The sequence below is a fragment of the Micromonospora lutea genome, from assembly GCF_016863535.1.
GTDB lineage: Bacteria > Actinomycetota > Actinomycetes > Mycobacteriales > Micromonosporaceae > Micromonospora > Micromonospora lutea.
Genome location: NZ_BOPB01000013.1, coordinates 228,303 through 253,300, shown reverse-complemented (window position 1 = coordinate 253,300; position 24,998 = coordinate 228,303). Strand labels below are relative to the sequence as shown.

Sequence of the window (24,998 nt, the reverse complement as noted above, 5' to 3'; positions counted from 1 at the left end):
CTTGTTAACCGCCGCGCCGTCGCAACCGGTTAGCTGGCTCAGGCGGTCAGCTGCAGGGTGGCGAGGTAGTACGGGGCGTCGTGGCTGTCCACGTCGACCAACTGCCAGGGGGAGCCGTGCACCAGCTCGGCGAGTTCCTCCGGCGAACAGACCAGGTAGTCGAACCAGGGTGTACCCAGCTCGCGGTAACGCAGCCGCAGCCTCAACTGCCCGCCCAGGCGGCCCCGTCGCCGATTGTGCTCGTGGTACCCGGTGTGCACCGGATCCCGGGTGCCGTACGGGTCGGTGCCATGGGCGATCACCTGCGCGCCGGGGCGGGCCAGTGCCGCCAGCGCGGCGAGGAAGGTCGGCGCCCGTTCCCGTCCTTCGATCAGGCCCAGGTTGTTGCCGAGCAGCAGGAAGGTGTCGTATCGCCGCCCGCTCGTGGCGTGCTCGTCGACGGTGGCGTGCACCAGGTCGCGTACGCCTCGGCGACGGCACACCTGCAACGCGCCGGCTGAGGTGTCCAGCCCGGTGACCGGTACGCCCCGCTCCTGGAGCAGCAGCGCGATCCGTCCGCCGCCGACACCGACATCAAGCGTTGCCCCGCGTACCCGGTCGACCGCCCGATGGTCGTGCGGCTGCCAGTCCTGCGGTTCGTCGAGATAATGAGCGGCGGGTGCGCCGTTGACCAGCCCGTCGTCCCGCTCGATGATCTCGATGACCGGGCGGGGCAGGCGCCCACCGGCCAGTGGTCGGGGGCCGATCCCGGTCGCCACGGCCAGCGCGTCGCGCAGCAGTTCCCCGAAGACATCACCGATCCGTGGCTCTCCTGTCACGTGCTTCACGCTATCCGGCCGCTCAGCCAGCCACCGCGCCCGTATCCTGTCGGCGTGACCACGTTGGACCGCCTATCAGCAGAGAAGTACATCCTCCTGACGACGTTTCGCAAGGACGGTCGCGCGGTACCGACCCCGGTCTGGGCGGTCCGCGACGGCGACGCTCTGGCGGTGTGGTCGGCGGCCGACGCCGGCAAGGTGAAGCGGATCCGCCGCAGCGGCAACGTCACGGTGGCCCCCTGCGACGTACGCGGCCGGCCGCACGGCGAGGCGGTGCCCGCCCGGGCGAGCCTCTACGACCCGGGTGCGACCAACCGGATCCGTGGTCTGATCAAGCAGAAGTACCGGGTGATCGGCCGGCTGACTCTGCTCGGCAGCAGACTGCGCCGAGGTGAGGGTGGCACGGTGGGCATCCGGGTCGAACTGACCGACTGAGTTTCGCGTTCCGGCTTGCCGGACCTCGTTGATCCGGACATGGCGAAGGGCGGCGGAACGAGTCCGCCGCCCTTCGTAAAGCTCTGCTGTCCGACCTGGTCAGTCCCCCTGGCGCTGCTGCGGGATCTGTCCCTGCAGCAGTGCCCTGACCTCAGACTCGCGGTATCGGCGGTGTCCGCCGAGGGTCCGGATGGCGCTCAGTTTGCCAGCCTTCGCCCAACGGGTCACCGTCTTCGGGTCGACACGGAACATCGACGCCACCTCGGCCGGCGTGAGTAGCGGCTCTGGTTCGTGCGTTCGCGATGCCATCGGTCACTCCTCCACATGTATAGACATCGGCCGGGGTCCCGCCGGCCGACGCGTCTCCCATGGTCCGGCTAGTCCCCGATGTCCGACATGGGCCGAACGGCCGAACGTCCTTAGACGGACGGATGAACCATGCCCGATTTATACGACTTTTACACCACAGAAAGTAACTTATTCGGACTCATGATCACGGTTCGTGATGCGTCAACTACGAGGACCCCTCGCGTTAAGGCCGAGAAATCAGGACATTGACCACAAAGGTCAGTTGCAGCGCTCCAGGAGTTGAACCGCGCGCCACCGCGCAACCAGCTTGTCGTACGCCGCTGACGCTTCCTCCGCCTCACCCCGGGACAACCCGGCCAACCCGGTCGCGACCAGCTCCGGTGAGTCATCCTCGGCCAGCGTCTCGTCCGAGAGCAGATCGACCAACCCGCCGTAGTCCAGTTCCACCACCGAACGCGGGTGGAACTCCTCAAGCCAGCGCGCCGCCTCCTCGACCGCCTCCGTGATCGGCGCGTCGCCAACCGACTTGCGGAGCACCGCGAGCGCCCGGGACGAGCGACGGCGGGCTTTGGAGATCTCCGTCCGGAAACGCAGCGAGCGACGGTCGGGGACGGTCACGTGGTTTCGCTCCTGCGCCTCGAAGAGCACGAACCAGCGCAGTGGCACACCCCAGGTCGCGATCTGTTCGTGCACCCGGGGGACGCCGTGCTCCAGCACCCGGGCACCGCTGCGCCAGTCCTCCACCACCGCCTTGGCCTGCCCGGCCAGCACCGGCGGCACGAAGGCGTCGGCCAGCACCGGCGGTACGCCGTCCCGCGCGCTCAACGCCGCCTCAGCCACCCGGATACGCAGGTTCCACGGGCACACCAGCAGGGTCTCGTCGGTCTCCAGCACGTACGCCTCGTCCGGCAGGTCCGGCAGTCGGGTCCAACCGGCGCCGAGCGCCTCGATCACGGAGGTCCGCTGCCGGCCCGGCCCCTCGACCGGCGCCACGGCCCGCCCCTGCTCGACGTAGCGCCGCCAGTAGGACTGGCGATCTCGGTCGAAGGCAGTCAGGGGCTCGTACACGCGCAGGTATGAAGCGAAGAGCGACGGCACGGCGCGATCCTCCCACGAACGGCAAGCCGAGCGTTGCTCGGCGTCACCGCTCGACGCGGCGCGGCGCGCGATCAACCTGGGCGAAGCCTCCGCCGATGCGTCCTCGCTCGCGACAGCGGCGGGGCCGGGGCGGACCGCCCGCAGGACGGGATGGCCGCTACTCGGGAGAGCGGCGCGACGCGCTCCGATACTAGGCTCGCACCACCGGCAGCATCCCCGCCGACGTTGACCAGGTCCGCGCCTCACAAGGGCGCCCGCCGACACAGGAGCCAGTCATGGGCGTATTCGCCACCACGGACGACCCGGAGTCCACAGGCCACGAGCAGGTCGTGTTCTGTCAGGACAAGCAAACCGGCCTGAAGGCGATCATCGGCATCTACTCCACCGCGCTGGGCCCCGCGCTCGGCGGCACCCGCTTCTACCCGTACGCCAGCGAGGAGGCCGCCCTCGCCGACGTGCTCGACCTCTCCCGCGGCATGGCGTACAAGAACGCCCTCGCCGGGCTGGACCTCGGCGGCGGCAAGGCGGTCATCTGGGGCGATCCGGCGCAGATCAAGAGCGAGGCGCTGCTGCGCGCCTACGGCCGCTTCGTGGAGTCGCTGGGTGGGCGCTACTACACCGCCTGCGACGTGGGCACCTACGTGCCGGACATGGACGTGATCGCCCGGGAGACCCGGTACGTCACCGGCCGCAGCGTCGAGCACGGCGGGGCGGGCGACTCCTCCATCCTCACCGCCTGGGGCGTGTTCCAGGGCATGCGGGCGGCGGCCGAGCACGTCTGGGGCGTACCGACCCTGCACGGCCGGCGGGTCGGCGTCGCCGGGCTGGGCAAGGTCGGCAAGTACCTCGTCGGTCACCTGTTGGAGGACGGGGCCGAGGTGGTCGCCACCGACGTCAACCCACAGGCACTTGAGTGGGCGCGTACCACGCACCCCCAGATCCATCTTGTCGACGACGTCTCCGCACTGATCTCCGCCGACATCGACGTGTACGCTCCGTGCGCCCTGGGTGGCGCGCTGAACGACGACACGGTGGGGGCACTGCGCGCCAAGGTGGTGACCGGGGCGGCCAACAACCAGCTCGCCCACTCCGGCGTGGAGAAGCTGCTCGCCGACCGGGGCATCCTCTACGCCCCCGATTACGTGGTGAACGCCGGCGGCGTGATCCAGGTCGCCGATGAGATCGAGGGTTTCGACTTCGAACGGGCCAAGCTGCGCGCCACCCGGATCTACGACACCACCCGGGAGATCCTCCGTCTCGCCGACACCGACGGCGTACCGCCCGCCGTGGCGGCGGACCGGCTGGCCGAACGACGGATGGCCGAGATCGGCCGCCTGCGCGCGATTCACCTGCGCTGACGACGCGCCTCGGGGGCGGGCTGGTGGTCCCGCCCCCGGCGCCGCCGAACGGGCGGATGATCCGGCACTTTCGTGCCGATTTGCCCCGTGTCACGACCAGTCTCGGCATCGCTCCTTACCGGGTACACTGGGTGACGTCCTGACGACCGCAACGCGCGGTCGTAGTCATAGGTAACCCGAGGTGCCGAACGGTGGCATCCCCATGTACCGTAAGAGCCACGAGAGATTCCTGACGTCATCGGGGCCCGCCTTCGGGCTGCCCCGCATTCTGTGCGAGGGGGTCGAGCCATGGGGCGCGGCCGTGCTAAGGCCAAGCAGACAAAGGTGGCCCGGGAGCTGAAGTACCACTCCCCGAACACCGACCTCGCCGCCTTGCAGCGAGAACTCGGCGGCGGCGGCAAGTCGGACCGCAACTTCGACGACGACTACAAAGAGTACGTCGACGACGACGAGGACCACTCCGACGACGACCCGGACAACTGGGTCCGTCCGACCCGCTGACCCCCGGTCGCATATCTGAGCACGCGGTGTCCCCGCGTGCTCACGTATGTGCCGGCCACGCAGCGGCGTGCAGCACCCGACGAGTCGAGGGCCCACCATGGCCGGACGATGATCCGGCGACGTGGCGGGCCCTCGACGAGGACTGGTCAGCGGGGACGGTTGTTCCAGTTGTAGAACGTCGGGATGTTTTCGAAGTGGTTCCAGGCGCAGACGGCGCTGGCGCCATCGCCACCCGCCACCTCCGCCCGTATCTGACGCGCGACCTCGGCCTCGTGGAGCAGGGCGTTGAGTCCGGCAGCGGCTTCCCGCACCCGGTCGGCGACCCGGTCAGGCTCGTCTCCCGTCACGGTCTCAGGCTCCCGGCGACTGGTGATCTCGGGCATGCTCCAACACTCCCTCCAGTAGGCGGATCTTGCTGTTTCGGCAGTGCTCGGTCTCCGTACCGTCAAAGCGCCCCAGCTCGAAGTAGCGGTTGGCCGCGTGGCCTCCGCCACAGAAACCGAAATACGGGCAGGAGGAGCGGCACGCCTCCACGCCGTCGATGAACTCGCCGACCCACGGAGTGCGCTCCGCGTCCGCCAGGATGGTGTGTAACGGGGTGGCGAGCACGCTTCCACTGGAGAAGTCGCCGTACCGAGGATCGGTGAAGCCCGCCAGCTCGGGCGAAAGCACCACGACCGAGCCGTCGTACGCCACCGTCGGTATCGGGTCGAGCCGGGTAGGCAGCAGATCGCCCGCCGTACCGTCCAGCACTGCGGCGGCGTACCGCAACGACCACTCCACCTCCCGCAGGTGGATCCGGGGATTCCGCCGCCAGGCCGCGACCAGCTCGGCCCAGAATGCGGTCACCACCGGAGCCTCATGGGCATTGTCCCGGGTGTTGACTCCCTCGGTCTCCTCGATGTTGACGCCGAGCACCTCACACCCGAGGTCGAGGAAGTAGTCGTACAGTTCGGTGGCCCGGCCCGGCGAAGGGTCGTTGACCACCGCGAGCGCCGAGAACGGCAGCCCGTGTCGACGCAACGCGGCCACCCCGCGGACGATCCGGTCGTACGCCGGTCGGCCCGCCCGGGTGACCCGTTCGCCGTTGCGGTCGCGCGGCCCGTCCACGCTCACGCTCACCCGCATCCGGTGCCGGGCGAAGAACTCGCACCAGGCGTCGTCGATCAGCGTGGCGTTGGTCTGGACGTGGTGCTCCACCTCCGGCCCGAAGGGCGCCATCAACTCCGCCAGCCGCTCCCGACCGGCGGCCAGCGGCTCCCCGCCGTGCCAGACCACGGAGAACCGGTCGGTGGACGCCCACCGGTTCACCGAGGCGGCCACCGCCTCGGCCACCGCGACCGGCATCTGCCGGTCCGCCGCCCGAAACGGCAGATAGCAGTACGCGCAGTCGAGGTTGCAGAGGGTGGTGGGCTGCATCACCACGTACGACGGGACGGTGGCCAGGCCCCGCATCCCGCCCAATGACCGTCCCCGCGCAGCCATCGCCCTCCTCCGTAGCGGTCTTGGGCTGCCGGGCGCGACCCGGCCGGGGCGCGCCCCACAGCTTCTGAGGGTGCCCTTCAGGCTAGGCGGCGACGGCCACTCGGGTGAAGCCCTGATCAGGTGGTCGAACAATCATCGTAAAGTGATCATCCTCGGGTGTGCTGGCCGACCATCCGCACCTCGCCGGTGCCCTCGATGATCTCGCCGACCTGCCAGGCGTCGACGCCACGGCCGGTGAGCGTGGCCAGCGCGCGGTCGGCGTCCTCCGCCGACACGATCGCGAACATGCCGACACCCATGTTGAAGGTCGCTTCCATCTCCGGGTCCTCGATCCGGCCCTTGGACTGGATCAGGTCGAAGATCGGCTGCGGCTTCCACGTCGACCGGTTGACCACCGCGTCCACGTGCTCCGGCAGGATCCGCACCAGGTTGCCGGGGATGCCGCCGCCGGTGACGTGGGCCAGGGCCCGCACGTCAGCCTCCGCGATCAGCTTGAGGCAGTCCTGCGCGTAGATCTTGGTGGGGGTGAGGAGTTCCTCGCCGAGGGTGCGCTGGCGGCCGAAGTCGTCGATCACCACGTCCAGTCGCATCCGGCCGGCACCGAGCAGCACGTGCCGGACCAGGGAGTACCCGTTCGAGTGCAGACCGGACGAGCGCATCGCGATCACCACGTCGCCCACCTCGACCCGCTCGGAGCTGAGGATCTCACTCTCCTCCACCACACCGACGCCGGTGGCGGAGACGTCGTACTCGTCGGGGCGCAGCACCCCCGGGTGCTCGGCGGTCTCCCCGCCCAGCAGCGCGCAGCCCGCGTACCGGCAGCCGTCGGCGATGCCGGCGCCGATCTCGGCGACCTTGTCCGGCACCACCTCACCGGTGGCAATGTAGTCCAGCAGGAAGAGCGGCTCCGCGCCGCAGGCGACCAGGTCGTCGACGACCATCGCGACCAGGTCGATGCCGACCGTGTCGTGGATGTTCATCTGCTGGGCGATCACCAGCTTGGTGCCGACGCCGTCGGTGGAGGAGGCCAGGATCGGGTGCTTGTACTTCGAGGTGTCCAGCCGGAACAGGCCGGCGAAACCACCGAGGTCGCCCATCACCTCCGGCCGGCGGGTCTGCTTCACCTTCGACTTGAGCAGCTCCACGGCACGGTCGCCCGCCTCGATGGACACGCCGGCGTCCTTGTACGAGACCGAGCGTTTGCGCGCCGGGCGGCCGGCACCGGCCGTCCAGGGCTGACGGTCCCCGTCAGCGCCGCTCGGGCTGCTTCCTGCGCCGCTGCGCTCGGACACGTGCGTCACGGTTCTCCCCTTTGTGGTTCTCGGCTGTCGCGTCGACGGTGACCGGCGCCGCAGCCGGGTGGTGCTACGGGCGGTGTGTGGTCGCCGACGGTTTGAGTTCGCCGAAACTGCTGTCGAGTTGCGGGACGAGGTGCTCGGCCGGCTCGATGTCGTCGGCCGCGTGGTTGGCGACCCGGCGGCCGATCCCTTCGAGCACGTGTTTGCCGATCAGGTTGTCGACGGGCAGCTCGATCGGGTACTCCCCGTCGAAGCAGGCCCGGCACAACCGGGTCTTCGGCTGCTCGGTCGCGGCGATCAGACCCGACAGCGAGACGTAGCCGAGCGTGTCCGCCCCGATGGAGCGCCGGATGTCGTCGTTGTCGAGACCGTTGGCGAGCAGCTCCGCCCGGGTGGGGAAGTCGATGCCGTAGAAACAGGGCCAGGAGACCGGCGGAGCCGAGATGCGTACGTGCACCTCCACCGCACCCGCCTCGCGCAGCATGCGCACGATCGCCCGCTGGGTGTTGCCGCGGACGATGGTGTCATCGACCACCACCAGGCGCTTGCCCCGCACGTTTTCCCGCAGCGGGTTGAGTTTGAGCCGGATGCCGAGCTGACGCAGCGTCTGCGACGGCTGGATGAAGGTGCGCCCGACGTACGGGTTCTTCATCAGGCCGGCGCCGTAGGTGATGCCGGACTCCTCGGCGTAGCCGATCGCAGCCGGAATGCCGGACTCGGGGACCCCGATGACCAGGTCCGCCTCGACCGGGTGCTCCTTGGCCAGTTGACGCCCGATCTGCATCCGGGCGGCGTGCACGTTGCGGCCGGCGATGGTGGCGTCCGGCCGGGCGATGTAGACGTATTCGAAGAGGCAGCCCTTGGGCTCGGGGGCGGCGAACCGGGTGGAGCGCAGCCCTTCGGCGTCGATCGCGATCAGCTCGCCCGGCTCGACCTCGCGGACCACGCTGGCGCCGACGATGTCCAGCGCCGCCGTCTCGCTGGCCACCACCCAGCCGCGCTCCAGCCGCCCGAGCACCAGCGGGCGTACGCCGTGCGGGTCGCGGGCGGCGTAGAGGGTCGACTCGTCCATGAAGACGAAGCTGAATGCGCCGCGCAGCCGAGGCAGCACCTCCAACGCGGCGGCCTCTACGGAGAGGTCGGGTCGGCTGGCCAGCAGCATGGTGACCAGCGAGGTGTCGTTGGTCGAACCGTCCGCGCTCAACCCCTGCTCGGCCGCCTCCCGTTGAAGCTCGGCGGTGTTGACCAGGTTGCCGTTGTGCGCCAGCGCGATGGTCGTTCCCGACGTGGTGGCCCGGATGGTGGGCTGCGCGTTTTCCCAGGTCGAGCCACCTGTCGTCGAATAACGGGTGTGCCCGATGGCGAGGTGCCCGCGCAGGCTGGCCAGGGTCGGCTCGTCGAAGACCTGGGCCACCAGACCGAGATCCTTGTAGACCACCACGCCGGAACCGTCGCTGACCGCGATGCCGGCCGCCTCCTGGCCCCGGTGCTGCAACGCGTACAGCCCGAAGTAGGTCAGGTTGGCGACCTCTTCGCCTGGAGCCCATACGCCGAAGACACCGCAGGCGTCCTGGGGGCCGGGTCGCTGGGGGTCAAGGTCGTGGCTCAGCCGGCCGTCGCCTCGGGGCACCTGCCGCTCCCTCTTGCTGGTCTGGACTGGCCTGGCGGAACCACTGGGGCTGTTCCGCACTCCTATGGCCGGGACCACACTGTCGTCGCCTGACAGTGTACGCGAATCCATGTCGCCACATACAGTCACACTGTCACCGCTTTGTGTCACCATGCTCAGCAGTCACTCCAGTTCGAGCGGCAGATACGCGGACAGGTCCGCTCGCACTCCGCTCGACTTGACGCGACCCTCCGTGACCGCCCGGGCCCATTCGAGGCGTCCGGTGGCCAACCCGAGCCAGGTTTCCGGATCCATCTCCACTGTGTTGGGCGGAGTACCGCGGGTGTGTCGCGGTCCCGGTACACACTGAACTGCACCGTAAGGTGGGACACGCACCTCCACCGATCGGCCGGGGGCGCGGTCCGCGAGGAGGGTCAACAAGGCCCTGACCGCCTCGCGGAGCACCGACCGTTCGGGCGTACGCCCCTCATCGAGCGCCGACAACGCCGCCACTATCGAGGCGGACTTAATGTACGGAGAGGACACGACGGGACGATACGGCGTCACCGCGCCGGCCGTCACGCTGGCCCTGGGTCGCGCCGATCCAGCCAGACAAGGCATAGTTGCCGACGGCGTATTCGTACCGTGATGTTCCCCGGCCCGGCACCCGCCGGTCAGGGGAGGTCAGTCCGGAAGGCGGTGGACGTGTCAACACACCGACGAGCCTGGCACAAGCGGGCCGGTGTGGTTGTGGCGCTGACGATCAGTGCCCTGCTCGCCGTCCCTGCCACACCCGCCTTCGCCGCCACCGTCAACGTCGTGCCCGGCTCGGTGAACGTCAACGCCGGCAGCGACGCCACGGTGACGGTCCAGGTCACTCCCGGCGAGGGTGACACCAGCGCCGAGATCAGCCTGACCGGCCTTCCCGCCGGCGTGAGCTGCGCCAGGGGCTGCGGCAGCATCCAGTTCAACGGACCGGCACCGAGGACTCAACTGCTGACGTTGCGGGCCAACGACAACGCCCGCAACGGTTCCAGCGCCGTCACTGTTCAGGTCCAGCCGGACAGCTCCGACCCGGCGACCGCCAATCTGCAACTGACCGTCCGCGGTGAGCAGGCCCCGCCCCCGCCGCCGACGACGCAGGCGCCGCAGACGGTGCGATCGATCTCCGGCAAGGTCGTCAACCAGGCCGGCGAAGCGGTGTCGGGCGCGTACGTCCTGCTCAAGGACAGCGCCGGCAAGCAGCGGGACACCACCACCAACGGCGACGGCAACTTCCGGTTCACCGGCAGCCGTGACAACCCGATCGCTCCCGGGCGGATCGACATCGGTGCGAGCGCCGAGAACAAGAACGCCGTGGCGAGCTTCACCGCCAACGCCGGACAGAGCATCACCGGGCGTCGGATCACCCTGCCGATCGCGGCCTCGGCCAGTCCGAGCCCCACCCCGTCGGCGAGCGAGTCGGCGGTGCCGACCGAGGATCCCTTCGAGGAGGAACTCGGCGAGGAGGAGGAAACTCCCGCCGAGAGCGCCGCCGCTCAGGCACCGATCTCCAACGAGGACTCCGGCGGCTTCGGCAACTGGCTGCTGATCCTGCTGGGCGGTCTCTTCGTGGCCGTCGGTGTCGGCACGATCGTGCTGCTCTGGATGAAGCGCAAGGAAAACGAGGACGTCGAGCCCGAGGGCGACGTTCCGGCTGGCGCGCCAGCCGGCGCGGTCCCGGCCGCCCGTGGCTCGTTCGCCAGTGCGGACGACCAGACCCGGGTGGTGAACCGGGTCGGCGCCGCGCCGGACCCGACCATGGTCGGCGGCCCCGGTCTGGCCAACGCGCCGACGATGATGCACCAGCCGGTCGTGGACGACGTCCCGCCGGACCCCTACGGCGCACCGCCGCAGCCCTACGGTGCCGCGAGCGGGCCGGCCGGCTGGTCCGGTGGGGGCGGTTATGGCGACGAGCCGGGCGGTTACGGCACCCCCGGCTACGGCAACGCTCCCTCGTCCGGTGGCGGCTACGGCAACGCCCCGTCCTCCGGCAGCGGCTACGGAAACAGCCCGTCGTCCGGCAGTGGCTACGGCAGCCGTGACTACGGTGCCGGCAACGCCGGCTCGGAGTACCCGCCGGCCGGCGGTGCCGGCTACGGCGAGCGGTACGACGAGCCGACCGGCCGCTACAAGGGTGAGGAGACGACCTACCCGGTCCCCGCCGACCCGTACGCCACCGGCGTGTATCAGCCGGAGGCCGGACAGGGTTACGGTCAGCCCGAGCCCGGCGGTTACGGCCGCAACGAGGCCGGCGGTGCCTACGGTCCGGGCGGCGACCCGGCCCGCGGTTACGGGTCGGGCGAGCCGGGCGGCTACGGCCAGAGCGAGGCGCGCGGTTACGGCCAGGGTGAGGCGACGCGCGGCTACGGGCCGGGCGAGCAACCGAGCGGCGGCTACGGGCCGGGGGACTCGACGCGTGGCTACGGACCGGGACAGGCGGGCGGCGGCTACGGTGCCGCGGAGCCGAAGGCCGGTTACGACCAGCCGGCCGGTGGCTACGGTCAGGAATCCGGGCACCAGCACGGTGGCTACGACAACACCAGGTACGACGGCGGTTACGACCAGGGTGGCTACGGCGGCGGCCAGAGCGGCGGCGGCTACGGTCAGGACTCGCCGTCGCGTGGCGGCTACGACCAGGGCGGCTACGGCGGTGGCCAGGCCGGGGGTTACGGCGGCGGACAGGAACCTCCCCGTCAGCACGGCGGCTACGACAACGCCTACGACCAGGGTGGTTACGGCGGCGATCAGGCCGGGGGTTACGGCGGCGATCAGGGCGGCGGATACGGTGACCCGGCGCAGACCGGCCGCAGGCGGCCCGACGCTGGCCAGGACCGCGGCGGACGCCGTCTGGACTGGCTGGACGACTAGGAGCTCACCCAGCGTTTCCTCAGGTCGAGACGGAGAAGACGCCCTGGCGGAGCAGCGGAACGACGTCGGAGGTGTCGAGGCGTACCGCGATGTCGACGTCCTCGGCGAAGCCGCCCTCGATCAGTTCGCGACCGGACACACCGCCGCGGATCGCTGCCGGTACGTCCGGGATGCTGGCCAGCGCGGCCAACGCGACGGCCGCCTCCACGGAGAGGCCGCCCGGCGCACCGGAGAGGGCGTCGAGCACGCTGGCCGCACCGAGTTGGTCCTCCACCGCTGGACGTAACGATCCGTCCGCCCACCGTTCACCGGCGGCCACCACGCCGATCGGGGCGGTGGTCGAGCCGTACCCCTGGTCGGTCAGCCAACGCCCGACGGCGCGGGCGTTGCGCAGGTTGGCCGCGAGCACCGGTAGTCCGGTGGCGCTGGCGGCGGCGCTGATGGCCGACCCGTTCGGCGACGGCAGCACCAGGTCACGTACCACCGGTGCCCGACTGAGCGCGGCCGGCGACAGCGACCACGGATGTTCGCGGGTGACCTGTCGGCGACCGGTCGCGGCGACCGCGCCGACCCGGCGCGCGTAGGCGGCGGCCTGTTCACCCCAGGGGAACGGATGTACGCGCATCCCCCGCCCGACCGCCACCTCGACGGTGGTGGTGAACGACAGGACGTCCACCACCACCAGTACCGCGCAGACCCGGCCGAGTTCGGCCGCACCCGCCAGACCCCAGTCGAATCGGACTCCCGATCCGGGTTGGGCGGATACGGCCGCGGCCAACGCCTCAGCGCTCGTCGGGCGCAGCGGGCTGCTCGGTGTCACCGTGCTGCGGAGCGTCCGTTCCGGACGCCTCGGGGCTGCTCGTCGGGGCCGGGTCGGCAGCCTCGGCCAACTCGACCTGACCGGTACGCACCGGCGGGGTGGCCCGCTCAGCCGGCCGGTCGGCCGCTGCCTCGGTCGGTTCCGCCGCCAACACGCCCTCGACCTGCGCCGGCTCGGCCTGCGTCGGTGCGGCCTGCGTCGGTGCGGCCTGCGTCGGTGCGGCCTGCTCGCCGCCGCTGGCCGGCTCCGGGTTCTGCCCGGCTGCAGTCGTCGCCGCGTCGGTAGCGTCGACCCCCGACACGGCGTCGAGGTCGACGGCCGGCTCGAACGCGCCGACCGGCGCGTCGAAGACGACCTCGGCTGCTGCCGGGGCGGGCACCTCGAACGACTGCACGCCGCCGAACAGGGCGGGCAGGGTGCCGGTGTGTGCCGTACGCAGCTCGTCCAGGCCGATCCGGAACTGGCCGTGCACCTCCAGCGCGCCGCCCGTCGGGTCGGTGACGCCGATCAGCTCCCACGACACGCCGTGCTCCCCGCAGAGCGCGGTGAAGGCCTTCTCGTGGCCGCGGGGCACCGAGACGAGCACCCGGCCGGCGGACTCGCTGAACAGGAAGACGAACGGCATCGAGTTACCCGCGAAGCGCTCCGGCACCGCGATCCGGGCCCCGACGCCATGACGCAGGCAGGACTCCACCAGGCTCTGCGCGAGACCACCGTCGGAGAGGTCGTGCGCGGAGCTGAGGTGCCCGACCCGGGCCGCGTCGGCCAGCAGGCCGGCGAGCTGCTTCTCGCGCGCCAGGTCGACCTGCGGGGGTACGCCACCAAGGTGTTGGTGGGTGACCCAGGCCCACTCCGAGCCGGAGAGTTCCACGTGCGTCTCGCCGAGCAGGAAGAGCTGGTCATGCTCGGCGCCGGGACGCGGAACGAAGCCTGACGCCACCCGGTCGGCCACGTTCTCCAGCACGCCGAGCACGCCGACGACCGGCGTCGGGTGGATGGCCGCGGCTCCGGTCTGGTTGTAGAAGCTGACGTTGCCGCCGGTCACCGGGATGCCCAGCTCGGCGCAGCCGTCGGCCAGCCCGCGTACCGCTTCGGCGAACTGCCACATCACGCCCGGGTCCTCCGGCGAACCGAAGTTGAGGCAGTCGGTGACGGCGATCGGAGTCGCGCCGGTGACCGCCACGTTCCGGTACGCCTCGGCCAGCGCGAGCTTGGCACCCTGGTACGGGTCGAGCCGGGCGTACCGGCCGTTGCCGTCCACGGAGAGCGCCACACCCAACCCGGTGCGCTCGTCGATGCGGATCACGCCCGAGTCCTCGGGCTGGGCGAGCACGGTGTTGCCCAGCACGTAGCGGTCGTACTGCTCGGTCACCCAGGTCTTGTCGCAGAGGTTGGGTGAGGCGATCATGCGCAGCACGGTCTCGCGCAGGGTGTCCGGGTCTGCCGGCCGGGGCAGCGTCTCCGCCCGGTCGGCCTGGAGGAGGATCAGGTCCGCCGGCTCGCGCATCGGACGGGCGTAGACCGGCCCGTCGTCCACCAGCGAGCCCGGCGGTACGTCCACCACCAGGTGGTCCCGCCAGGTGATGCGCAGCCGGCCCGGCGAACCGTCCGGCTCGGGCGCGGTGACCTCGCCGATGGCGGTGGCCCAGACGCCCCACTTCTCGGCGGTCTTGAGTACCGCCTCCAGCTTCTCCGGCGCGACGACCAGCAGCATCCGTTCCTGGGATTCGCTGGCCAGGATCTCGTGCGGCTCCATCGAGGGCTCGCGCAGCGGCACCCGTTCCAGCCACACCCGCATGCCGGTGCCGGCGGAGGCGGCCGTCTCGGTCAGGGCGCAGGTCAGGCCGGCGCCGCCGAGGTCCTGGATGCCGACGACCAGTTCGGCGTCGTACAGCTCCAGGCACGCCTCGATCAGCAGCTTCTCCATGAACGGGTCACCCACCTGCACCGACGGGCGACGCTGCTCGCTGCCCTCGGTGAAGGTGGCACTGGCCAGCACCGACACCCCGCCGATGCCGTCCCGGCCGGTCTTGGCACCCATCAGCACCACCACGTTGCCGGGGCCGGTGGCGTCCTTCTTCTGCAGCCGATCGACCGGCAACACACCCAGGCAGAGCGCGTTGACCAGCGGGTTGCCCTGGTAGCAGGGGTCGAAGACCACCTCGCCACCGATGTTGGGCAGGCCGAGGCAGTTGCCGTAGCCGCCGACACCGGCAACCACACCGGGCAGCACCCGGGCCGTGTCGGGGTGGTCGGCGGCACCGAAACGCAGCGGATCCATCACCGCCACCGGACGGGCGCCCATGGCCAGGATGTCGCGGACGATGCCGCCGACACCGGTCGCCGCACCCTGGTACGGCTCGACGAAGCTCGGGTGGTTGTGCGACTCGACCTTGAAGGTCACGGCGAGCTCGTCGGAGATCCGCACGACGCCGGCGTTCTCGCCGATGCCGGCGAGCAGCCGGTCGCTCGGCGGTGCCTTCTCGCCGAACTGCCGCAGATGCACCTTGCTGGACTTGTAGGAGCAGTGCTCGCTCCACATGATCGAGTACATCGCCAGCTCGGACTGGGTCGGCCGGCGGCCCAGGATGTGCCGGATGCGGTCGTACTCGTCGTCGAGGAGCCCCAGCTCGGCGTACGGCTGAAGTTCCTCCGGGGTGCCGGCGGCGCGGGACACGGTGTCCGTACCGTCGGTCCAGTCGGTGGCCTCCCGGACGGCGGCGTGCCGGGCCGGGGTGACCGGCGGTACGGCGGCCGCCTGCGACTGCGCCGGAACCCCCTCCGGGCTTTCCCGCACCGGGTCCGGATGCGTGGTCATGACGTCTCCTTGTTGCGCTCGCCGCCCGACGGGCGGGTGAGCCGACCGATGATCCCGCCGCGGACGGTCACGCCGGGGCTCCCACCAGGTGCTTCAGCACCGAGGTGAAGAAGCCGAGGCCGTCGAGGGAGGGTCCGGTGAGCGCCTCCACCGCGTGCTCGGGATGCGGCATGATGCCGACCACGTTGCCGGCCTGGTTGGTGATCGCGGCGATGTCCCGCTGCGAACCGTTGGGGTTGCCACCCACGTAGCGCGCGACGACCCGGCCCTCGGCCTCAAGCTCGTCCAGCGTGTTCGCGTCGGCGACGTAGCAGCCCTCGCCGTTCTTGACCGGGATCAGCACCTCCTGGCCCGGCTGGAACGTGTTCGTCCAAGCGGTGCCGGTCGCTTCGATGCGCAGGATCTGATCACGGTTCCGGAAGTGCAGGTGCTGGTTGCGGGTGAGTGCGCCGGGCAGCAGGTGCGCCTCACAGAGGATCTGGAAGCCGTTGCAGATGCCGAGCACGGGCAGGCCGCCACCGGCGGCGTCGATGATCTTCTCCATCACCGGCGCGAACCGGGCGATGGCACCGCAGCGCAGGTAATCACCGTAGGAGAAGCCACCGGGCAGGACGACCGCGTCCACCCCGTGCAACTCCGCGTCACCGTGCCAGAGACGGACCGGTTCGGCGCCGGCGATCCGTACGGCCCGGGCCGCGTCCCCGTCGTCCAGCGAGCCGGGGAACGTCACCACACCGATCCGGGCGGTCACGACCGTGCTTCCGCAGGTTCGTCGGCCTCGACCAGACGGACCGTGAAGTCCTCGATGACCGGGTTGGCGAGCAGCTTGTCGGCGATCTCCCGGGCCCGGTCCAGGTCCGGTTCACCGGTAAAGTCGATCTCGATCCGCCTGCCGATCCGTACCGAGGCGACGTCATTGACGCCGAGCCGGGGCAGCGCGTTTGCGACGGCCTGGCCCTGAGGATCGAGGATCTCGGGCTTGAGCATGACGTCGACGACGACGCGAGGCACTGGGCACTCCTGACTGTGTACGCAGTTGGGTGCCGACCCACAACGGGCGAGCGCAGCCAGCCTACCTGGCAGATGCCGCACCAGCCGCACCGGCCGGACGCCGCCAGGGTGCTGTTCGACTCGACTCGTACGGACCGATCGGGACCGATACGGGTTCGTTGCGATCCCGATACAGCTTCGTTGCCGGGTGCCCAGCCGGCCAACCGATCACGCGACGTCCGGTGGCGGGAAATCCAACTGTTACATCATCATGTTCCGATGAACCTCTTGTGAAACACCTCACCGGGCCCTACCGTACATCGTCAGACGTCGATTTAACGACGTCGCCGGTGGCGGATCACCCCCGTCCGCCACCCCAGGCGGGCCCGGCGAACCCGGGTCCTGTGAACCCCCAAGGAGCCCTCCCGATGCGCATCCGATCCCTGATCGCGGTCTTCGCCACCGCCATGGCCGGCGTGCTCGGCGCCAGCTCCGGCGCCGTCGCCTCACCCGTCACCCCCTACATCATCGGCGGCGGCACCGTCTCCTCGGCGCCATGGGCCGCTGCGGTCTTCAGCAACGGCTCGTTCACCTGCTCCGGCACGATCATCGCGCCGCAGTGGGTGCTCACCGCCCGGCACTGCCTCGGCGGCTCGATGTCGGTCCGGGTCGGCAGCGTCAACCGCTCCTCCGGCGGCGTCACCCGCACCGTAAGCGCCACCTACGGCCAGTACGACGTCGCCCTGATGCGGCTGTCCAGCTCGGTGAGCACCAGCTACGTCACGCTGGCTTCCAGCAACCCGCCGGTCAACTCGACGAACTCGATCTACGGCTGGGGCATGACCTGCTACAGCGGCTGCTCGGCGTCGACCCAGCTCAAGACCGCGAGCGTCCGGGTCACCAGCACGAACGTGAGCGACGCGTACGGCGGACAGGCGATCCGGAGCACCCGGATCAACGGCAACGCCTGGCGGGGCGACTCGGGAGGCCCGCAGTTCTACAACGGTCAGCAGGTCGGTGTCGCCTCCACCGCCGACGGCCAGAGCATCCAGAACTACGGCAGCGTCGCGTACAACCGTGCCTGGATCCGGTCCGTTTCCGGCGTCTGACGGTTAGCGCCCGTGGCGGCGCGGATGGTGGGCCCTGCGCCCGCCGTCCGCGCCGCGTCGTTTTTCATCATCCGAGCAGGTGAACAGGGCTCACGTTGCGCCGCAGCCGCGCCTGCCAGCATCGGAAACGTGCTGGTCGTGACGACGGATCTACTTCCCGGCTACGAGATCCGCCAGATCCTCGGCGAGGTGGTCTCCTCCATGGCCAGGACGCGCAACCCGTACCGCGAAGGGGTGAAGAACCTGCGCGGTGGCGCGTACGACCCGATGGCGCCGGACAACCTCACCCGCTGGCGTACCGACTCGGTTGCCCGCCTCGGCGAGGAGGCCCGGCGGCTCGGCGCGAACGCCGTTGTGGGGATGCGGTTCGACAGCCGCGACTGCGGCGAGATGTGGATGGAGATCTGCGCCTACGGCACCGCCGTGATCGTGGTGCCCAAGGTCCCCGACGTCATGCCCCCCGACCAGCCCCTAGTGGCGGCGGAAACCGCCCAGGACCCAGCCTTCGCCGAGTCCCCCGGCAAGCTCGCCGAACCCCCCAGCGCCCCCACCCTCGGCACCGCCCCCGAAACCCCCACCCGCTAACCCAACCCGCTGCCCCACCCACCCACCCACCCGCTCCCACCTGGTTGATCATGAGGTTATTGCGCTCCTGCCCGGCGTGGCGCGACAACAACCTCATGATCAACCGGCTTTGCCGGGGTGGGTGAGGTGGGTGGGGTGGGGGGGGTTAGAGGATGGGGGGTGGGGTGTAGGTGGCGGCTTGGGGGTGGGATTCGACGATCTTGGTGATTCTTGCGGCGACTGCCTGGATCTGGGCGGGGGCGGCGCCGACGAAGGCGGCACGGTCGGCGACCAGGGCGTCGATCTCGGGGCGGGTCAGGGCGAGCCGGGTGTCGGCGGCCAAGCGGTCGAAGAGGTCGTTGTCGGGGGTGCCCTTCTCGCGCATGGCGAGGGCGACCGACACGGCGTGTTCCTTGATCGCCTCGTGGGCGGTCTCCCGGCCGACGCCCCGGCGGACGGCCGCCACCAGGATCTTCGTGGTGGCCAGGAACGGCAGGAACCGCTCCAACTCCCGATTGATCACCGCCGGGTACGCACCGAACTCGTCCAGCACGGTCAGGAAGGTCTGGAACAGTCCGTCGGCGGCGAAGAAGGCGTCCGGCAGGGCCACCCGGCGCACCACGGAGCAGGAAACGTCCCCCTCGTTCCACTGATCGCCGGCCAGCTCGCCGACCATCGACAGGTAACCCCGAATGATCACCGCGAAGCCGTTGACCCGCTCCGACGAGCGGGTGTTCATCTTGTGCGGCATCGCGCTGGAGCCGACCTGCCCCGGCTGGAAACCCTCGGTGACCAGTTCCTGACCGACCATCAGCCGGATCGTGGTGGCCAGCGACGACGGTGCTGCGGCGGTCTGCGCCAGCGCGGCGAGCACGTCGAAGTCGAGCGACCGTGGGTAGACCTGCCCGACGCTGTCCAGCACCCGGTTGAAGCCCAGGTGCTCGGCGACCCGCCGCTCCAACTCGGTCACCTTCTCGGCGTCGCCGTCGAAGAGGTCGAGCTGGTCGGCGGCGGTACCGACCGGCCCCTTGATGCCCCGCAGCGGGTACCGGGCGATCAGGTCCTCCAGTCGCTCGTACGCGATGATCAGCTCCTCGGCGGCCGACGCGAAGCGCTTGCCCAGCGTGGTGGCCTGCGCCGCCACATTGTGCGAGCGCCCGGCCATCACCACGTCGGCGTACTCGTGCGCGTGCCAGGCCAGCCGGACCAGCGTCGCCACCACCCGGTCCCGGATCAGCTCCAGCGACCGGCGCACCTGGAGCTGCTCGACGTTCTCGGTCAGGTCCCGGGAGGTCATCCCCTTGTGCACGTGCTCGTGCCCGGCGAGCGCGCTGAACTCCTCGATCCGCGCCTTCACGTCGTGCCGGGTGACCCGCTCCCGCGCCGCGATCGAGGCCAGGTCAACATCGTCAAGGACCCGCTCGTACGCCTCGACCACCCCGTCCGGCAGCGCCACGCCGAGGTCCCGCTGCGCCCGGAGTACGGCGAGCCAGAGCCGCCGTTCCAGGCGTACCTTCTCCGCCGGCGACCAGAGGGCGACCAGCTCGGGTGAGGCGTACCGGTGGGCGAGCACGTTCGGGATCGTCGTCACATGGCGCATTCTTCCGTACCCGCCCGGGAGCGGGCACAACGCGGGTTCCGCGCCGGACGCTGATATCATTTTCCGGGATCGTATATACACCTTGGGGGTTGACATGTCCCGCACTGTGATCGACTTGGACGACGAGGCCCTCGCCGAGGCTGCCCGCCACCTCGGCACCACGACGAAGAAGGAGACCGTCAACGCCGCGCTACGAGAAGTCGCCGACCGGCGGCGTCGAGCGGCGGCCGTGGAGCGGATGCGGCAGATGGTTGCCGAGGGAGAGATCGACCTCTCGACAATCGAAAGCACTGAGAACGGCGACCCGTCTGAGGAGCGCTGGAAGGCCGCCGCGTGAGCGAGGGCTATCTGATCGACACCAGTGCGCTGGTGCGGTTTTACCGCAGGCAGACAAGCCCATCCTGGGACCAGACTGTCACCTCAGGACTGGTCGGGCTCTGCGAACCCGTTCGCCAGGAATTCCTACGAGCCGTGGGCGGGCGTCCCGCCTACTACGAGGCCGACAACCTGCTACGGGAGACCTACCCCTATTACCCCGTCCGGGAATCCATCTGGCAGGACACGGCGGAGTTGCAGCAGCGACTCGCGGACAAGGGCTGGCACCAGTGCGCCAGCCCTGTCGATCTCCTCGTCGCGCTCACCGCCGCGCATCACAAGCTCACCGTGCTGCACGCGGATGCCGATTTCGAAACGATCGCCCGCATCACCGAACAGCCCGTACGCAGGATTGACTGACCTCCAACCGTTCACCCTTCCGCGACGCCCTTGAACTTGTCGGTGCCCTCGCGCCAGTCTTGCCTTCGCCCTGCTCGAAGAGCGAGGGCAGCACCTCGTAGGCGTCGGTGCGCACTCGCGAGTACTCCAGGACTGGCCCTGCCCCGAACGCCGTCGCCGGCTGCTGGAGCGATACACCCCGCGAACGCCTCACGCTCCACATCTACCTGGGTATGCAATTGACCGACGCCATCTCGGACCTTCGCCACCTACCCGCCGACACGCTGCACGCCCGCTTCCTCGACTGGCTCCCACCAGCCCAAACCAGAAGCGATCTTGATCGTGCTGGACCGAGGACAGCGGCCCAATGTCGGCAACAACCCACTCACGTGTTGCCAAACCGTCGGGCTCCGGCTGGTCACGACGCCCATGGGCCTGGGGGTGGAGATCTTGTTGCGTTGTGGCCCTTATAGCGGCGTTCGTGGTCCAAGATCGCAATCCTCAGGCCGACCTGGAAATAGCTTGTGGTCGCTGGCGAACGAGTCCACACGCCAACCCATATACCCGTTTTTCCTACAATTTCAGTTCGGAACCTCCCAGGGACTCCGTGCACCGGAGGTTCCTAGATCATTGAGGACCCGGTGTCGCGCTACTGCTCAGCGCGTTGTGCGTATGTTGAAGCAGAGCAAAGGACGCGAAGCGAAGACAGCAGACCCCGGCCGCATGACGGAGCGCGAGCAAGCCTCTGCCGCCGCTTCGGCAGAGCTACCCGCCGGCCGGAAGGGAAAAGCGGTGCACCGGCGGGAAACCCGTCTACGGCTGAAGATCAGCGTTCCAGGATGGCGGTGACGCCTTGGCCGCCGGCGGCGCAGATGGAGATGAGGCCCCGGCCGCCACCCTTCTCGGCGAGGAGTTTGGCCAGGGTGGCGACGATCCGGCCGCCGGTGGCGGCGAACGGGTGACCGGCGGCCAGCGACGAGCCGTTCACGTTCAGTTTGTCGGTGTCGATGGCACCGAGCGGGGCGTCCAGGCCGAGCCGCTCCTTGCAGAACTCCGGTGACTCCCAGGCAGCCAGCGTGGCCAGCACCTGCGAGGCGAACGCTTCGTGGATCTCGTAGTAGTCGAAGTCCTGGAGGGTGAGCCCGGCCCGGGCCAGCAGCCGGGGCACCGCGTACGCGGGCGCCATCAGCAGCCCTTCGTCGCCGTGCACGAAGTCCACCGCGCCCGTCTCCGACCAGGAGAACCAGGCCAGCACCGGCAGGTTGTGTTCGCGTGCCCACTCCTCGCTGGCCAGCAGCACCGTGGAGGCGCCGTCGGTCAAGGGTGACGAGTTGCCGGCGGTCATGGTGGCCCGCTCGGCGTCCGGCCCCTTGGCGCCGAAGACCGGCCGCAGCTTGCCCAGCTTCTCCAGGGTGGTGTCGGGGCGGAGGTTCTGGTCGCGGGTCAGCCCCAGGTAGGGGGTCACCAGATCGTCGAAGAACCCCTTGTCGTACGCGGCGGCGAGCCGCTGGTGCGAGCGCAGCGCCAACTCGTCCTGCGCCTGTCGGTCGACGTTCCAGCGCAGCGCGGTCTGGGCGGCGTGCTCACCCATGGAGAGGCCGGTCCGCGGCTCGGCGTTGCGTGGGATCTCCGGCTTGAACGGCTGGGTCGGGCGCAGCTTCGCAGCGATCTTCAGCCGCTCGCCGAGGGTGCGGGCGGAGTTGAGTTGGAGCAGGACGCGCCGCATGTCCTCGTTGACGGCGAGCGGGGCGTCGGAGGTGGTGTCCACGCCACCGGCGATGCCGACGTCGAGCTGACCGAGGGCGATCTTGTTAGCGATCAGGATGACCGCCTCCAGGCCGGTGCCGCAGGCCTGCTGGATGTCGTACGCCGGGGTGCGCGGGTCGAGCTTCGAGCCGAGCACCACCTCGCGGGTGAGGTTGAAGTCCTTCGAGTGCTTGAGCACGGCCCCGGCGACGACCTCGCCGACCCGTTGCCCGGCCAGACCGAAGCGGGCGATCAGCCCGTCGAGCGCGGCGCCGAGCATGTCGGCGTTCGAGGCGCTGGCGTAGCGCGAGTTGGAGCGGGCGAAGGGGATCCGGTTTCCGCCGATGACCGCGACCCGTCGAACGTTCTGCACGATCCGTCTCCTCGAAAGTGTTGCCGGCACCTTACTCACCAGTAGGCTACGCCTATGACCGACAGGTATGCGAGCTTCGTCCAGTCGGGCGCCGGGCGGGCGCTGGTCAAGCGCCTCGGGCTGCCCGATCCGCCCCGGCTGCGCCGGCACACGCCCGGCGAGCCGATCCTGCCCGGGCTGATCCTGCTCGGTGCCGCCACCGGCGGGCGGCTCACCGAACCGGTCGGAAAAGCCCTGGCCGCCGCCGGGCTCGCGCTGCGCGATCCGGCCACCGCCGTGCCCGATCCAACAACCGGTCGTACGCCGGAGAGCGCCGCCCTCGTCTTCGACGCTACCGGCATCACCGACTCGTCCCAACTGCGTCAACTCTACGATTTTTTCCACCCGCAGGCCCGGGCCGTGCAGCCCAGCGGCCGGGTGATCGTGCTGGGCACACCACCGGCGGAGTGCGGTACGCCCCGCGAGGCGACCGCCCAGCGGGCCCTGGAGGGGCTGACCCGCAGCATCGGCAAGGAGTTCGGCCGGGGGATCACCGCACAACTGGTCTACGTCACGCGGGAGGCGGACGCGGGCACCTGGACCAGCCTGGAGGCGACCCTGCGGTTCCTGCTGTCGGGTCGCTCCGCGTACGTCTCGGGGCAGGTGATCCGGGTCGGCGCCGGTCAGGCCACCGCACCGGCCGACTGGGACCGCCCGCTCGACGGGCAGGTGGTGCTGGTCACCGGCGCGGCCCGCGGCATCGGCGCCGCGTTGGCCCGGGTGCTGGCCCGCGACGGCGCGACGGTGGTGGCCCTGGACATTCCGGCCGCCGGGGACGAGTTGGCCTCGGTGGCCAACGAGATCGGCGGCAGCGCCGTCCAGCTCGACCTGACCGCCGCCGACGCACCGACCCGACTCGCCGAGCACCTGGCCAGTCGGCACGGCCGAGTGGACGCGGTGGTGCACAACGCCGGCATCACCCGGGACAAGACCCTCGGCCGGATGGACGCCGACCGGTGGGACCAGGTCATCGACGTCAACCTCTCCAGCCAGGAACGGATCAACGATCTGCTGCTGGAGCGCGGCCTGATCCCGGCGGGCGGGCGGATCATCGGCGTTTCCTCGATCGCCGGGATCGCCGGCAACCGGGGCCAGACCAACTACGCCACCAGCAAGGCCGGGGTCATCGGGCTGGTCGACTCGCTCGCCCCGGCGCTGCGGGAACGGCAGATCAGCGTCAACGCGGTCGCCCCCGGATTCATCGAGACCCGACTGACCGCCCGGATTCCGCTGATGCTGCGGGAGGCCGGCCGCCGGATGAACAGCCTCTCGCAGGGCGGGTTGCCGGTGGACGTCGCGGAGACCATCGGCTGGCTGGCCTGGCCGGCGTCCGGTGCGGTCAGCGGCAACGTCGTCCGGGTCTGCGGCCAGAGCCTGCTGGGGGCGTGATGGCACGGCGCGCAGGTGACGAGGAGCCGGCCGACCTGTCGGTCGGCGAGTTGATCGATGGTCCGACGGAGGCGTTGACTCCGGAGCTCCTGGCCGCCGCGCGGGTCGCTCCGGTGGAGGCTACGGGTGGGCAGCCGGCGGGGCGGTCCCGGGTCGACCTGCCCCGGCTGCCGGCGGCCGGGCCGCTGTACCGGCGGGCGCTGCTGAACGCGGTGCCCGGGTTGGGTGGCCGGCGTGGTGCCGGGGTGCCGGCGGTCGAGTTGGCCGTGGACGCGGTGGCGGTTGATCCGGAGCGGCTGGCCGACTACGACCGGGTCTGCGGGTTCCGTCTCGCCGACCGGCTGCCCGCGACCTTTCCGCACGTCATGGGCTTTCCGTTGGCGTTGCGCCTGATCACCGCGCCGGATTTCCCGATCCCGCTGACCGGGGTGGTGCACGTCGGCAACCGGATCACCGTACGTCGGCCGGTCACCGTCACCGACCGGCTGGACTTCCTCACCTGGGCGGAGAACCTGCGCCCGCACGACCGGGGACGGCAGGTGGACGTCGTGCTCGTCGGGTCGGTCGACGGCGAGGAGGTGTGGCGCGGCGTCTCGACGTACCTCGGCCGGCAGCGCACCCCGGACGGCGGTGCGCGGCGCGACCAGGGTGAGCGCCCCGCGCCGCCGGCCGCCACCGCCCGCTGGCAGGTCACCCCCCGGGTGGGTACGGACTACGCGAGGGTCTCCGGCGACCACAACCCGATCCACACCTCCCGGCTGGGGGCCCGGCTGCTCGGCTTTCCCCGGCCCATCGCACACGGCATGTGGAGCAAGGCCCGGTGTCTGGCGGCCCTGGAGAACCGCCTGCCCGAGGCGTACACGGTGGAGGTGGCGTTCAAGCTGCCGGTGCCGCTGCCCAGCACGGTCGCCTTCAGCGCCACCGCACTCGACGCTGGCTGGGATTTCAGCCTGCACGACCGGCGCGGTCGCCCGCATCTAGTGGGCACCATCCGCTGAGCGGGGGCCGGGTACTT

Annotated in this window: 24 protein-coding genes; 10 read left to right on the top strand and 14 right to left on the bottom strand. The window is 70.3% G+C overall.

Going from position 1 to position 24,998, the window contains the following annotated elements; all coding sequences use genetic code 11:
• Positions 1-38 precede the first annotated feature (38 nt).
• Positions 39-818 (bottom strand): class I SAM-dependent methyltransferase, encoded by a 780-nt coding sequence (locus Vlu01_RS14685; protein ID WP_203999129.1) that lies wholly within the window; start codon positions 816-818, stop codon positions 39-41.
• A gap of 54 nt (positions 819-872) precedes the next feature.
• On the opposite strand from Vlu01_RS14685, the gene Vlu01_RS14680 reads away from it, so the two are divergent.
• The gene (locus Vlu01_RS14680) at positions 873-1,253 is read left to right on the top strand and encodes a PPOX class F420-dependent oxidoreductase (protein ID WP_203999126.1); all 381 of its coding nucleotides are present in this window, start codon (positions 873-875) and stop codon (positions 1,251-1,253) included.
• 99 nt (positions 1,254-1,352) lie between these two features.
• Here Vlu01_RS14680 and Vlu01_RS14675 read toward each other — a convergent pair whose 3' ends face one another.
• Positions 1,353-1,562, bottom strand: a complete 210-nt coding sequence (locus Vlu01_RS14675) for a BldC family transcriptional regulator (RefSeq protein ID WP_007073996.1) — start codon at positions 1,560-1,562, stop codon at positions 1,353-1,355.
• Positions 1,563-1,820: 258 nt separating this feature from the next.
• Positions 1,821-2,660 carry a DUF8083 family protein gene (locus Vlu01_RS14670; RefSeq protein WP_203999123.1) on the bottom strand — a complete coding sequence of 280 codons (840 nt, stop codon included), beginning with the start codon at positions 2,658-2,660 and terminating at the stop codon, positions 1,821-1,823.
• Between the two features lie 275 nt (positions 2,661-2,935).
• Between Vlu01_RS14670 and Vlu01_RS14665 the strand changes: the two genes are divergently transcribed.
• Positions 2,936-4,018, top strand: a complete 1,083-nt coding sequence (locus Vlu01_RS14665) for a Glu/Leu/Phe/Val family dehydrogenase (protein ID WP_203999120.1) — start codon at positions 2,936-2,938, stop codon at positions 4,016-4,018.
• 288 nt (positions 4,019-4,306) lie between these two features.
• Complete coding sequence (locus Vlu01_RS14660; protein ID WP_155217192.1) at positions 4,307-4,519, top strand: DUF3073 domain-containing protein; 213 nt, start codon at positions 4,307-4,309, stop codon at positions 4,517-4,519.
• A 146-nt stretch (positions 4,520-4,665) separates the two neighbouring features.
• On the opposite strand, the gene amcA is transcribed toward Vlu01_RS14660, so the two are convergent.
• The 5 genes from amcA to Vlu01_RS14635 all read right to left on the bottom strand — a co-directional run bounded on the left by amcA (position 4,666) and on the right by Vlu01_RS14635 (position 9,427).
• Entirely contained in the window at positions 4,666-4,902 is a 237-nt protein-coding gene (amcA, locus tag Vlu01_RS14655) for a multiple cyclophane-containing RiPP AmcA (RefSeq protein WP_203999117.1), read from the bottom strand.
• A complete protein-coding gene (amcB, locus tag Vlu01_RS14650) occupies positions 4,871-5,974 on the bottom strand; it encodes a cyclophane-forming radical SAM peptide maturase AmcB (protein WP_308440944.1) in 1,104 nt (367 codons plus the stop codon). Before amcB ends, amcA begins: the two co-directional genes overlap by 32 nt.
• A 176-nt stretch (positions 5,975-6,150) precedes the next feature.
• Positions 6,151-7,305, bottom strand: coding sequence for a phosphoribosylformylglycinamidine cyclo-ligase (gene purM, locus Vlu01_RS14645; protein WP_203999111.1), 1,155 nt, complete (start codon positions 7,303-7,305; stop codon positions 6,151-6,153).
• A 64-nt stretch (positions 7,306-7,369) separates the two neighbouring features.
• A complete protein-coding gene (gene purF, locus Vlu01_RS14640; protein WP_203999108.1) occupies positions 7,370-8,932 on the bottom strand; it encodes an amidophosphoribosyltransferase in 1,563 nt (520 codons plus the stop codon).
• 162 nt (positions 8,933-9,094) lie between these two features.
• The gene (locus Vlu01_RS14635; protein ID WP_373307395.1) at positions 9,095-9,427 is read right to left on the bottom strand and encodes a sterol carrier family protein; all 333 of its coding nucleotides are present in this window, start codon (positions 9,425-9,427) and stop codon (positions 9,095-9,097) included.
• A gap of 132 nt (positions 9,428-9,559) precedes the next feature.
• Here Vlu01_RS14635 and Vlu01_RS14630 point away from each other — a divergent pair, with 132 nt between their 5' ends.
• On the top strand, positions 9,560-11,821 hold the full coding sequence (locus Vlu01_RS14630; protein WP_203999102.1) for a carboxypeptidase-like regulatory domain-containing protein: 2,262 nt from the start codon (positions 9,560-9,562) through the stop codon (positions 11,819-11,821).
• A 19-nt stretch (positions 11,822-11,840) separates the two neighbouring features.
• On the opposite strand, the gene Vlu01_RS14625 is transcribed toward Vlu01_RS14630, so the two are convergent.
• The 4 genes from Vlu01_RS14625 to purS all read right to left on the bottom strand — a co-directional run bounded on the left by Vlu01_RS14625 (position 11,841) and on the right by purS (position 16,470).
• On the bottom strand, positions 11,841-12,599 hold the full coding sequence (locus tag Vlu01_RS14625; RefSeq protein ID WP_203999448.1) for a 2-phosphosulfolactate phosphatase: 759 nt from the start codon (positions 12,597-12,599) through the stop codon (positions 11,841-11,843).
• 4 nt (positions 12,600-12,603) lie between these two features.
• Positions 12,604-15,459: a phosphoribosylformylglycinamidine synthase subunit PurL gene (gene purL / locus Vlu01_RS14620; RefSeq protein WP_203999099.1), complete on the bottom strand. Its 2,856-nt coding sequence runs from the start codon at positions 15,457-15,459 to the stop codon at positions 12,604-12,606.
• 67 nt (positions 15,460-15,526) lie between these two features.
• Complete coding sequence (purQ, locus tag Vlu01_RS14615) at positions 15,527-16,210, bottom strand: phosphoribosylformylglycinamidine synthase subunit PurQ (protein WP_203999096.1); 684 nt, start codon at positions 16,208-16,210, stop codon at positions 15,527-15,529.
• On the bottom strand, positions 16,207-16,470 hold the full coding sequence (gene purS / locus Vlu01_RS14610) for a phosphoribosylformylglycinamidine synthase subunit PurS (RefSeq protein ID WP_203999093.1): 264 nt from the start codon (positions 16,468-16,470) through the stop codon (positions 16,207-16,209). Before purS ends, purQ begins: the two co-directional genes overlap by 4 nt.
• Before the next feature lie 407 nt (positions 16,471-16,877).
• Between purS and Vlu01_RS14605 the strand changes: the two genes are divergently transcribed.
• Together Vlu01_RS14605 and Vlu01_RS14600 are read left to right on the top strand one after the other, a co-directional pair.
• Positions 16,878-17,558 (top strand): S1 family peptidase, encoded by a 681-nt coding sequence (locus Vlu01_RS14605; protein ID WP_203999090.1) that lies wholly within the window; start codon positions 16,878-16,880, stop codon positions 17,556-17,558.
• Between the two features lie 24 nt (positions 17,559-17,582).
• On the top strand, positions 17,583-18,143 hold the full coding sequence (locus Vlu01_RS14600; RefSeq protein WP_203999445.1) for a YbjQ family protein: 561 nt from the start codon (positions 17,583-17,585) through the stop codon (positions 18,141-18,143).
• A gap of 145 nt (positions 18,144-18,288) precedes the next feature.
• Here Vlu01_RS14600 and purB read toward each other — a convergent pair whose 3' ends face one another.
• The gene (gene purB / locus Vlu01_RS14595; protein ID WP_203999087.1) at positions 18,289-19,713 is read right to left on the bottom strand and encodes an adenylosuccinate lyase; all 1,425 of its coding nucleotides are present in this window, start codon (positions 19,711-19,713) and stop codon (positions 18,289-18,291) included.
• Between the two features lie 103 nt (positions 19,714-19,816).
• Here purB and Vlu01_RS14590 point away from each other — a divergent pair, with 103 nt between their 5' ends.
• Together Vlu01_RS14590 and Vlu01_RS14585 are read left to right on the top strand one after the other, a co-directional pair.
• Positions 19,817-20,059, top strand: coding sequence for a type II toxin-antitoxin system VapB family antitoxin (locus Vlu01_RS14590; RefSeq protein ID WP_203999083.1), 243 nt, complete (start codon positions 19,817-19,819; stop codon positions 20,057-20,059).
• A complete protein-coding gene (locus Vlu01_RS14585; RefSeq protein WP_203999080.1) occupies positions 20,056-20,457 on the top strand; it encodes a PIN domain nuclease in 402 nt (133 codons plus the stop codon). The genes Vlu01_RS14590 and Vlu01_RS14585 overlap by 4 nt, the downstream gene beginning before the upstream one ends.
• 805 nt (positions 20,458-21,262) lie before the next feature.
• On the opposite strand, the gene Vlu01_RS14580 is transcribed toward Vlu01_RS14585, so the two are convergent.
• Complete coding sequence (locus Vlu01_RS14580) at positions 21,263-22,555, bottom strand: acetyl-CoA C-acetyltransferase (protein WP_203999077.1); 1,293 nt, start codon at positions 22,553-22,555, stop codon at positions 21,263-21,265.
• Between the two features lie 54 nt (positions 22,556-22,609).
• Here Vlu01_RS14580 and Vlu01_RS14575 point away from each other — a divergent pair, with 54 nt between their 5' ends.
• Both Vlu01_RS14575 and Vlu01_RS14570 read left to right on the top strand, forming a co-directional pair.
• Positions 22,610-23,983, top strand: a complete 1,374-nt coding sequence (locus tag Vlu01_RS14575; protein ID WP_203999074.1) for a 3-oxoacyl-ACP reductase — start codon at positions 22,610-22,612, stop codon at positions 23,981-23,983.
• Positions 23,983-24,981, top strand: coding sequence for a MaoC/PaaZ C-terminal domain-containing protein (locus tag Vlu01_RS14570; protein ID WP_203999070.1), 999 nt, complete (start codon positions 23,983-23,985; stop codon positions 24,979-24,981). The genes Vlu01_RS14575 and Vlu01_RS14570 overlap by 1 nt, the downstream gene beginning before the upstream one ends.
• Positions 24,982-24,998 lie beyond the last annotated feature (17 nt).